Origin of the sequence: Planomonospora antibiotica (assembly GCF_014647955.1) — a bacterium.
Lineage (GTDB): Bacteria > Actinomycetota > Actinomycetes > Streptosporangiales > Streptosporangiaceae > Planomonospora > Planomonospora parontospora.
The window spans coordinates 153,316-163,966 of the sequence record NZ_BMQE01000013.1 but is presented as its reverse complement, the minus strand read 5'-3'; the positions used below and the strand labels follow the sequence as shown (position 1 = coordinate 163,966).

Genomic DNA, 10,651 nt, shown 5'->3' with positions numbered 1-10,651 from the left:
AGGCCAGGGGGCCGAGCAGGGCCAGGGCCAGGAACGTGGCGGCCCGCGCCCGGCTGGAGACCTCGGAGAACGCCGGGGAGGTGCGGGCCACGCTGGGGTGCAGCGCGGCGCCGCCGATGAGGATCGAGGCGCCCAGCCAGGCGACCGTGGTGACCGCGCCGGACGGCCGGCCCGTCGCCAGGTCGAGCAGCCGCGCGCTGTCGGCGACGAACAGGGCGCCCTGGGCGGCGCTGAGCAGGAGCAGCCACGGACCCCGGCCCCTGGCCAGCGCCAGCCGTGCGACCAGGCCGAGCAGGAACAGGTCGATGACCGGGGTGGCGAGTGCCAGGGCGAGCTGCGCGCCGGCGTAGCCGCTGCGGTCGACCACCGGGTCGATGAAGAACGTCCAGAAGGGCATGGCCACGCCGACGGTGATGATGGCGGCGTCCAGCAGCGCGGCCCGGAGCGAACGGCTCCGCTGCCTGCTCAGCAGCACCAGGGCGGGCAGGCCGAAGGAGTAGCAGACCACCACCAGGGTGCTGTAGACGCTCATGGCGCCGGGGATCTCCAGCCAGACCCAGCCGACGGCCCAGACCAGCGTGGTCGTCAGCCAGTTCATGACGCTGCCCGTGGCCAGCAGCCGCCACGGCCACTGACGGCCCAGGCGGTGCCGGCGGATCCCGGAGACGACGGCCAGCGCCGCGACCCCCTGCAGCAGCACCCAGGGCAGCACGTCCAGGGGCGGGGAGAACAGCGGGGTGGCCAGCGCGAGCAGGCCCGCGACCGCGAGGAACACCGGCCGGCCGTACGGCTCGCGCGCGAGGCGCGAGCAGGCGGCGGCGACCGTGCCACGCGATGTCCGGCTCATGTTCCCTTCCTCGATCACCATGCGCTGGAACCGGGTGCCGGAACGGCCTCCCGGCGGTACGGCGCGAGCACGGCGGGTGCCGAGGGGGTGCCGTGCGACCGCCGGACGGGATCACCTGGAGGCTCCTCCGGTCCGGCGGATCCCTCATCGGCAGCGGAACGGAGGAGCTGACGAAGAACGGGGACGACGTCGCCGGCCGTACGTGCTCAGGGGCCGTCCCGTCGGACGGCGGAGGGCGGCCGGCACCTCCCGGCCGCCCTCCGCCCACGGCCCAGGGAGCGCCGGCCGCGGTCCGGCATTCGGGGGAACGAGGCCGGACACCGGCCAACCTAGGCGGGCAGGGCGAGATGCGTCTGCGGAGAAATGCACTCAGGCCCGCCGCTCCCGCGCGGCGGGATCCCGCTCTCCTCAGGCCCGCTGTTCCCATGCGGCGGGATTCCGCTCCTCTCAGGCCCGCCGCTCCCACGCGGCCAGGATCTCGGCCTCCTTGCCGGGGTCGATGCCGTGCCGCATGCGCTCGGTGCCGAAGGACCGCCGCTCCTCCGGGACGTCGCGCAGCCAGGCCCAGGTGTCGCGGACGGTCTCCGCGACCGGTCGGCAGGTCAGTCCGGCGGCCACCGCCCTGGCCGAGGAGGGCAGCCACACGCCCGCCAGCTCGGGGATGCCGGGGGCCCAGAGCGGCAGCTCGGTCCACGGCTGCACCCCGTGGTCGAGCAGGAAGCGGTCGTCGATCCAGACGAGCTCGGCGGACGATCCGGTCGCCGCCCGGCACTCCTCCAGGAAACCGCCGTAGGTGAGGCCGTCGCGGACCCCGGCGGCGAAGAACCGGTCCTGCGTGCCCGCCTCGGCCTGCGACAGGGTGAAGGCGGCGAGGTCGCGCGCGTCGATGATCTGCATCTCGACCCCGGGATCGCCCGGCGCGAGCACCTTCCCGCCGCGCGCCATCCGGGTCAGCCACCAGGGCAGGCGGCCGACGTTCTCGTGCGGGCCGAGGATGAGGCCCGGCTCGACGATCAGGGAGTGGCCGTCGAAGCCCTGCTCCACCGCGCGCTCGCAGCCCGCCTTGAGCGTGCCGTAGTCGCCGTCGTCCGGTCCGGCGTCGGGGGCGCACTCGAACCGGGGCGAGTCCTCGTCGGTCGGGCCCTTCGCCGGCCAGAGGGAGCAGGCCGAGATGCTGGAGACGAAGGCGTAGGTGGCGGCCTTCCCGTTGAGCGCGCGGACCGAGTCGCCGACGACGCGGGGGACGAACCCGCAGACGTCGACGACGGCGTCCCACTCCCGGCCGTGCGCGAGCCGCGCGAGGTCCTCGGGGGACTCGCGGTCACCCCTGACGGCTTCGACGCCGGGCAGGTCCTCGCCGCTCCTGCCCCGGTTGAACGTCGTCACCTCGTGTCCGCGCCGCAGCGCCTCCTCGGTGATCGCCCGGCCGAGGAACACCGAACCGCCGATGATCAGAGTTCTCATGGCGTCTCATTGTTCGTGCCGTCCGGGCGGAAGGACAGCCTGTTTCACCTCCGGCGCAAGCCGTACGCCGAGAGCGGAGCGGCCGGGGGCGTCGTCGGCGGAGGCGGGGGAGTGGTCGAGGACGTGGACCCTGGCGGCGCCGATGTCGAAGTACAGGCCCACCAGCTCCAGGCGTCCGGCGCGCACGCGCCTGTCCACCTCGGGGTGGGTGCGGAGGTTCTCCAGCTGCTGGATCACGTTGACCCTGCAGAGCCGGTCGAGCGGGCCGCTCCCGGCGTCGTCGCCCCCGGTGGAGACGAACCGGGCCAGGCTGGGGGCGCCGTGCCGCAGCCAGTGGCCGAGGCCGGGCAGCTCGGCGGTCTTCCCGCCGCCGTCGAGCAGCGCCGCCATGGCTCCGCAACCGGAATGGCCGCAGACCGTGATGGTCCGGACGTCGAGCACGCCGGTGGCGTACTCGATCGAGGCGGCGACGGAGTGGTCCGCGGGCGCCGCCCCCCGGCGCGGGACCAGGTTGCCGATGTTGCGGACGGTGAACAGGTCGCCGGGGCCGCTGGCGGTGATGAGGTTCGGCACGATGCGGGAGTCGGCGCAGGTGATGAAGAGGTGGGAGGGCTCCTGCTTGCGGGCCATGCCGTGCAGCACCGGGCGGACCAGCGGCGCCGTACGGCGGTGGAACTCCCGGGCGCCGGCCAGCAGGTCGGGTACGGCGGGACCGCCGGGGTCGCCGGTGGCCCCGTCGCCGGGGGCGCCGCCGGACGCGTGACGGACCGGGATCAGGCCGCCGGCGGACATCGGCCGGCTCCGGCGCCGGTGGGACCAGGGCAGCCACCAGCGGTCCGGGGCCACCGGCGGGGTCTTGGCCGGGAACATCCGGGCGCCGCTGGCGGCCATGGCGTACCACTCGTCGTGGATCTCGTCGATGTCCACGGTGCCGCCGCCGCGTTCGTGGTTCTGCCGCCAGGTGTGGACGGCCTCGAAGGCCGCGTTGTCCATGAAGTCGATGTTGAGATCGAGGTCGACCGCGGTCCCCGCCGGGATGGCGCGCAGCTCCGAGGTGAGCCGGGGCACGCCGAGGAAGGTCAGCGAGCCGCCGATCAGCACGTGCCAGCGGCCGTCGGCCTCCGGCGCGGCGCGCACGGTCACCCAGGTGAGGCGGCGCAGCGCCAGCAGTGCGGCGAGCCCCAGGCCGAGCAGCACGCCCTCGGCGAGGCCGAGCAGCACCACGCCGGCGAGGGTGACGAAGTAGACCGGCACCTCACCGTGGCCGCGCAGGTTGCGGACATGCCCGACGTTGACCATCTGGACGCCGATGAAGACCAGCAGCGCGGCCAGCGCCTCCATGGGGATGAAGGCGACGCTCCAGCCCAGGCCGAGCGCGAACAGCAGGATCCAGCCGCCGTGCAAGGTCGCCGACCAGCGGCTGCGCGCTCCGGCGCGGGCGTTGGCGGTGCTGCGCACGATGACCCCGGCGACGGGCAGGCCGCCCAGCACGCCGCTCACCATGTTGGCCACGCCCTGGGCGGTCAGCTCCTTGTCGAGATCGGCGCGCCTGCCGTCGTGCAGCTTGTCGACCGCCACCGAGCAGAGCAGGGACTCCACCCCGGCGAGCAGGGCGACGAGCAGCACCGCGGTGGCGATCCCGTGCCAGTCGCCCAGGGGCCAGGCCGGGGCCGACCACTCGCTCAGGCCCACCGAGAGGTCGATCCGGGTGACGTCCCAGCCGAGCACCACGGCGGTCACGGAGGCGGTGGCGAGGGCCGCCAACGGGGCGGGGACGACCCGGAGCCGTTGCGGCAGCCGGGTCCAGGCGGCCAGGACCGCGATGGTCAGCAGCCCGGCGAAGACCGGAGGGCCGTGGTGGTCCGCGATCTGCCGGGGGAGCTCGGCGAGGTTCTCGACCGCCGAGGACTGCGGGGCGCCGCCGAGGACCACGTGCAGCTGGGACAGGGCGATCACCACGCCGACGCCGGCGAGCATGCCGTGCACCACGGCCGGGGAGACGGCCAGGGCCGCGCGGGCGACCCGGAAGACCCCCAGGAGGAGCTGGAGCCCGCCCGCCATCAGGGTGATCATGCAGGTGGCGCGCCAGCCGTACCGTGTGACGAGATCGGCGACCACCAGGGCGAGTCCGGCGGCGGGACCGCTCACCTGGACGGCCGAGCCGCCGAGGAGGCCCGCCACGACGCCACCGACCGCACCGGCGACGAGCCCGGCCGCCAGAGGCGCCCCCGAGGCGACGGCGATGCCCAGGCAGAGGGGCACCGCCACCAGGAAGACCACCAGGGAGGCGGGCAGGTCGTGCCGTAGCACGGAGGTGAGACCACCTGGAGTGGTCGATGAGTCACTCTTCGTGTCCGTCCCCATGGGACAGACCTTATGCCGAAGGCCTCCGGCGGCGGGGGTGGTTACCGGAGGCCTTTACGGATGACGGAGGAAATCAGCGGTAATAGTCGGGGTAGTCCTGATCCTGGTCCTGGCTGCGGTGGTGGCCGCCCCGTGAACCCGCGCGGCTGGGACCGTCGGGGGCCGCGGCGGTCTCGGCGGTGGCGCCGTAGAGATCGCCGTAACTGGGCCAGCTCGCGCTCCCGGCGGCGGCACCCGTGGCGGGGCCTGCGAGAGGACCGCCGGCGGGACCCGCGGGGGCCGGCTCGGGCCAGGCGACGGGGTTGGCGGGAGAGGCGTACCGGCCGGTCTCGTAGCCGTAACCCCCGCCGGTCGCGGGGCCGGAGGCTCCCGCCGGGAGGTCGTCGTAGGGGGCGACGACCCGGGACGGGCCCGTCGGAGTCGAGATCGCGGGGCTCGGACCGGTGAGCACGTCGTCGTCGATGGTCGCCCAGCCGGGGCTCACCTCGTAGGAGGGGGCGGCGGGAGGGGCGCTGTAGACGGGTGTCTGGTACGAGCCGTAGCCGGGGGCGGGGTCGTCCAGGATGTCGGCCGTGTTCATCGCGGCCCAGCCGCCGGAGTCGGGGGCCGTGGCCTTGGCCCAGGGATTGTCGGCGACGGGGGGCGCCGGGGTTGCCGGGGGCGTCGTGCCGTAGGGGGAGGAGAGCGGGTCCGTCGCCGGGGAGGCCGAGGTCGCGGGGGGCACCGGGGACATGGCGGGGAAACCGCCGCTGGTGGTGGGGCCCAGGGGGGGCATCGCCGCGGCCTCGCCGGTGATCGGACCGGGCGCCGGGCTCCGCCCGCCGGTCGTGGCCGGGTCGCCGGGGGCGGCGGGACCGGACGGGGGGACCGGGCCGCCGGGGGCGGTGGAAGGGGCGGTGCCGCGCGGGTAGGAGCCGCCGAGCGGGTCGTTCAGCGGGTCCGGGCGCGCCGGGCCGCCGGTCCGGGAGCCGCCCGCGCCGCCCGGGGCGCTCGACGAGGACGAACGGTTGCTCCGGCGGGAACCGGACCGCGGGGTGCGGCCGTCGCCGAAGGTGCCGGGGGTCGGCGCGGCGAAGGTGACGGTCTTCTGCTCGGCCAGCGAAGCGGCGCTGGGGGCCGGGTTCGGCTGGACCGGCTCGACCAGGTCGCTGAGGCCCGAAGGCAGGGACGCCGAGGCGACGGCGGGGGCGGGGGCGGGGGCGGGGGGAGCAGCCGGGGGGACCGGCGCGGACCGGCCGGGGCGGGACCTGTTCGGCAGGGGGGCCTGCACGGTCACCGCGTCGGCGTCGACCTCCGGGCGGTCGGGCTGCTCGACGGGGCGGCTGGCGCCCATCTTGGCCCCGAGGGAGCCGCCGAAGCCGCCGTCGTCCGCCTGGAGCCGCGTCCAGTAGTCGTCGTCGTAGTCGTCGGGCTCGCCGAACTCGTTCACGCCGCGCTTGCCGCGGGCGCCCGTCGGGCGCGGCGGACGGGGTTTGGGCTCGTCGAACGGGGAGAGGTCCGGCGTGAAATGGTCCATCTTGGGTTCACGGGTCGCGAAGTCGTCGATGGACCGCGTAGGCGTCGACGCCTCCTTCTCGGCCATCTCCCGCAGGCGTTCCGCGGGGAGTGCGCTCTCCCTGCGGTTCATCGACCGCATTCCCATGGCCACGACGACCAGTACGAGGAGCACGACGGCCACCAGGCCCACTATGACCAGGATCATTGCACCACCTTCAAGGCCATGGCCTCCCAGCGGCGCCGGTGAGGTCGCGCGGCCATCGACGCGACCTGCCCCCTGTGATCACCTGCGCTCGGACATTGGATCTGATTGTGTCGGACCACTATGAGCGTTGTCACACCCTAAGTGAAGAATCGGTAACCATTACTACCTCCGGTGCTCAGCTCGTCACTCGATGTGCGTCGCGGTCAGCCGTCCCCAGGCGATCGTCTTGTCCGCGATGCTCTTCAGGGTCGCGGAGAGGGGGGCACCCTTCGCGAGCTCGACCTTCCCGTTGAGCGCGTAGACAGTGAAACGATAGTTCTCCTGAGGCAGGCACGGAGGCGCATAGCCCACTTTGCCGTTGGTCGTGCTGCCCTCCACGGCTCCGGGGGGGAGCGTGCTCTCGGCCAGCTCGTTCGTGCGCGGGTTGATGTCGAACACCACCCAGTGCACCTCGGCACCGGCCTGGGCGTTGTCGTTGTCGACCACGATCGCCACGGACTTCGCGTCCTCGGGCACCCGCGACCATCGCAGCGGCGGGTTGCCGACCGAGCCGCGGCAGGAGTAGTCGGACGGCAGGGGGCCACCGTCCCGCAGCGTGGGGCTTGAGACGCTGAGCGGTTCCAGCTGGAGCCGCTCGGCGGAGGCGGCGCTGCCGACCATGCCGCAACCGGAGGAGACGACGACGAGCGCCGCGGACACCGTCGTCATGACGGTCCGGCGCGCGCGTGTAGACGTGTTCGACTTCCCCATGCCCGATGATGCTACGCGGATCTGGAAGGTGCACCGACCGGATCGCGAGGTTCCACGGCTCGGAAACGTCCCGGAATCAGACAGAATCAATGGATGGACGGGGTGAGGGGGAGTGCCGAGGTGAATTTCGCCGTCCTCGGACCCCTGGAGATCCACCGCCGCGGTGAGGCCGTGGAGATCACCGGCCGGCGCCTGCGGGCCCTCCTCTGCCTGCTGGCCCTCGACGCCGGGCGGACCGTACCGACGGACCGGCTGGTCGCGGGGGTCTGGGGGGACCGGCCTCCGGCCGCGGTGACGAACGCGTTGCAGGCCCTGGTCTCCCGCCTCCGCGCGGTGCTGGGCGACCCGCGGGGTCTCGTCGAGGCGACGGCGACCGGTTACCGGCTGGCCGCCGGCCCCGAGCAGGTGGACGCGCACCGGTTCGCCCGGCTGGCGGCCAAGGGCCGGGCCGCTCTCGGCGCGGGCTCCCCGGCGGAGGCGGCGGCCACGCTCCGCGCCGCGCTGGAGCTGTGGCGGGGGCCGGCCCTGGCGGACCTGGGCGGTGACGAGATCGCCGCCTCCGCCCTCGCCCGGCTGGAGGCCCTGCGCCTGGCCGCGCTGGAGGATCGGATCGAGGCCGACCTGCTGCTCGGCCGGGAGACCGGCCTGGCCGCCGAACTGCCCGCGCTGATCGCCGCCCACCCGTTCCGCGAGCGGCTGCGCGGCCAGTTCATGCGCGCGCTGTACGGCTCGGGCCGCCGGGTCGAGGCGCTGGCCGCGTTCGAGGACGCTCGCGCGCTCTTCGCCGAGGAACTCGGCGCCGACCCCTCACCCGGCCTGGCCGATCTCCACCTGTCCATGCTGCGCGGGGAACCGGTGGACGGGAGAGAGCGCACGCCCGTCCCCGAGCCCCCGTCCGCGCCCGTACCCGGCGGAACGCCCCGCCCGGCGTCCGCGCCCGGTCCCGGCCGTGCGCCCCGCCCGGCGTCCGGGGCCGTGCCCGCTCCGGCGGTCGATGCCGTGGCCGGCCGGGGATCCGCACCCGCGCCGGGAGCGGCGGGGTCCCCGCGGCGGGGCAACCTGAGGGCCAGGCTCACCAGCTTCGTCGGGCGGGATCACGACGTGGCCCGCACGGCGGAACTGCTCGCCCGGTACCGGCTGGTCACCCTGCTCGGCCCCGGCGGCGCGGGCAAGAGCAGGCTGGCGGTCGAGACGGCCGAGGCGGTGGCCGGAGGGCTGCCGGACGGGGTGTGGCTGGCGGAGCTCGCCCCGGTGGCGGATCCCGCGGAGGTGCCGCAGACCGTGTTCTCGGCGCTGGAGCTGCGCGACGGCCCGCTCGTGCGGCCCGGGGCCCTCCCCCCGCCGGCCCGCGATCCGCTCTCCCGCCTGCTCTCGGCCCTGGCGGAGAAACGGCTGCTGATCGTCCTGGACAACTGCGAGCACCTGATCGAGGCGGCGGCGCGGCTCGCCGACCGCGTGCTCGCCGACTGCCCCGACGTGCGGGTCCTGGCCACGAGCCGCGAGCCTCTCGGCATCACCGGTGAGCTGACCTGGCCGGTGCCGCCGCTGGAGATCCCGCCTCCGGCCGGCGGCACGGACGGCGGCCCGGCCGACGCCGCGCCGGACTATCCGGCGGTCCGCCTGTTCGCCGAGCGCGCCGCGACGGTCCGTCCCGGTTACCGCCCCGAGGCGGAGATCGAGGCGGTGGTGCGGATCTGCCGTGAGCTCGACGGCATGCCGCTCGCCATCGAGCTGGCCGCGGCCCGCCTGCGGTCCCTGTCCGCCGGGCAGATCGCCCACCGCCTCGACGACCGGTTCCGCCTCCTGACCGGCGGCAGCCGTACGGCGCTGCCCCGGCACCAGACGCTGCGCGCGGTGGTGGAGTGGAGCTGGGACCTGCTGGACGAGCCGGAGCGGACGCTGCTGCGCCGCCTGTCCGTCTTCACCGGGGGCATCGCCCTGGAGGCCGCCGAACGGATCTGCGCCGGGGAGGGACTGCCGCGGGGTGACGTGCTCGACGTGCTGGCCCGCCTGGTCGACAAATCGCTGGTGGCGGTGGCGGGCCACGATCCGGTGCCCCGCTACCGGATGCTGGAGACGATCCGCGCGTACGCCGCCGAGCGGCTGGCGGCCTCGGGCGAGCGGGAACGGCTGCGGCTGGCGCACGCCGTCCACTTCACCGAGCTGGCGGAGGCGGCCGATCCGGGACTCCGCGACCGGCGGCAGGCGGCCTGCCTCGCCGAGATGGCGGGCGAGCACGACAACCTGTCGGCGGCGCTGCGCTGGGCCGCCGAGGAGGGCCGCGTAGATCTGGCGCTGCGGCTGGTCGGCGCGCTGGGCTGGTACTGGTGGTTGCGCGGTCACCGGACCGAGGGCGCCCACCGGGCACGTGAGGTGCTCGGCAAGGCGGGCGGCGCCGACCCCGGGCCGCTCGCCCTGGCCCGGTCGGCGTACGGGATCAACGCGGTCGGCGCGGGGATCGCACTCGACGCCGCGCGGGCCGAACTGGCCGAGGCGATCCGGCTGGCGAGGGAGGAGGTCCCGCCGCCCTGGCATCCGCTGGTCGCGCTGGCGGGCCCGATCGTCGCGCTCTTCCTGGGCGCCACCCCGGACGACGGTCACCTCGACGAGATGTCCGCCCATCCCGACCCGTGGGTGAGGGCCCTGCTCCACCTGTTCCTCGGGGCCGAGCAGCTCGCCGCGGGCCGGCTCGACGCCTGCGAGGCGGAGATGCTGGCCTGCCTGGACGGTTTCCGCCGGCTCGGCGAGCGCTGGGGCACCGGCAACGCGCTGGCGGTGCTGGGGGAGCTGGACTTCCTGCGCGGTGAGCCGGAGAGGGGGCTGGAGAGGCTGCGCGAGGCCATCGCCGTCCTGGAGGAGATCGCCGCGGTCGACGAGCTCGCCTACATGCGGGGCAGACTCGCGTTCGCGCTCAACCTGATGGGCGACCGGGAGACGGCCAGGGAGCTGCTGGAGGAGTCGCTCCGCTTCGCCCTGCGCAACGGCGACCGGGTCGGCGGGATGTCGCTGCTCGCCGCCCGGGGGGACTTCGCCCGCGAGGCCGGCGACTTCGCCGAGGCCAGGCGCTACTACGCGGACGCCCTGCGGATGGTGGAGACCGAGCCCAGCATGCCGGTGCAGGTCAGAGCGATGATCAATGTCTCACTCGGTCTGCTGGCCGAGCAGGAGGGGGACCTCGCCCGCGCCCGCCGCCTGCTGGAGGCGGCGCTGGAGCAGGCGGCGGGCTCGACGGACGCGGGCGCGCTCGGCATGGCGCTGATCGGCCTGTCCGGCCTGGTCCTGTCGGAGGGCGACCCGGCCGGCGCGGCGTCGCTGCTCGGCGGGGCCGCGACCGTCCGGGGGGTCGAGGCGGTGGTCGACTTCGACCATGTGCGGATCACCGGACGCACCAGGGCCGCGCTCGGCGAGGAGGGGTTCTCCCTCCACTACGGGCGCGGCCGCGCGCTGTCCCGCGAGGGCGTCGTCTCCCTGGCGGGCCGGCTCCCGCCGCAGCTGCCGGCCGCCTCGCGGTAGGGGCCGCGGCT

6 protein-coding genes are annotated in these 10,651 nt (G+C 75.0%); 1 reads left to right on the top strand and 5 read right to left on the bottom strand.

Features of this window, described 5'->3' with window-relative positions; genetic code table 11:
* The 5 genes from IEZ06_RS15130 to IEZ06_RS15110 form a co-directional block, all read right to left on the bottom strand.
* A partial coding sequence (locus IEZ06_RS15130) for a hypothetical protein (protein WP_229798166.1) occupies nt 1–847 on the bottom strand: 847 nt, incomplete at its 3' end.
* Nucleotides 848–1,294: 447 nt separating this feature from the next.
* Nucleotides 1,295–2,311 carry an NAD-dependent epimerase/dehydratase family protein gene (locus IEZ06_RS15125; RefSeq protein ID WP_189237321.1) on the bottom strand — a complete coding sequence of 339 codons (1,017 nt, stop codon included), beginning with the start codon at nt 2,309–2,311 and terminating at the stop codon, nt 1,295–1,297.
* 6 nt (nt 2,312–2,317) lie between these two features.
* Nucleotides 2,318–4,675, bottom strand: a complete 2,358-nt coding sequence (locus IEZ06_RS15120; protein ID WP_189237320.1) for a SulP family inorganic anion transporter — start codon at nt 4,673–4,675, stop codon at nt 2,318–2,320.
* 73 nt (nt 4,676–4,748) lie between these two features.
* Nucleotides 4,749–6,377: a hypothetical protein gene (locus IEZ06_RS15115; RefSeq protein WP_189237319.1), complete on the bottom strand. Its 1,629-nt coding sequence runs from the start codon at nt 6,375–6,377 to the stop codon at nt 4,749–4,751.
* A 183-nt stretch (nt 6,378–6,560) separates the two neighbouring features.
* Complete coding sequence (locus IEZ06_RS15110; RefSeq protein ID WP_189237318.1) at nt 6,561–7,127, bottom strand: YbhB/YbcL family Raf kinase inhibitor-like protein; 567 nt, start codon at nt 7,125–7,127, stop codon at nt 6,561–6,563.
* A gap of 120 nt (nt 7,128–7,247) precedes the next feature.
* Here IEZ06_RS15110 and IEZ06_RS15105 point away from each other — a divergent pair, with 120 nt between their 5' ends.
* Nucleotides 7,248–10,640: an AfsR/SARP family transcriptional regulator gene (locus IEZ06_RS15105; protein ID WP_189237317.1), complete on the top strand. Its 3,393-nt coding sequence runs from the start codon at nt 7,248–7,250 to the stop codon at nt 10,638–10,640.
* The last annotated feature ends 11 nt before the right edge of the window (nt 10,641–10,651 follow it).

Bases quoted from the DNA above. Each gene is read 5' to 3' on its own strand.
- IEZ06_RS15125 (WP_189237321.1), bottom strand. From the start codon at position 2,311: ATGAGAACTCTGATCATCGGCGGTTCGGTGTTCCTCGGCCGGGCGATC.
- IEZ06_RS15120 (WP_189237320.1), bottom strand. From the start codon at position 4,675: ATGGGGACGGACACGAAGAGTGACTCATCGACCACTCCAGGTGGTCTC.
- IEZ06_RS15115 (WP_189237319.1), bottom strand. From the start codon at position 6,377: ATGATCCTGGTCATAGTGGGCCTGGTGGCCGTCGTGCTCCTCGTACTG.
- IEZ06_RS15110 (WP_189237318.1), bottom strand. From the start codon at position 7,127: ATGGGGAAGTCGAACACGTCTACACGCGCGCGCCGGACCGTCATGACG.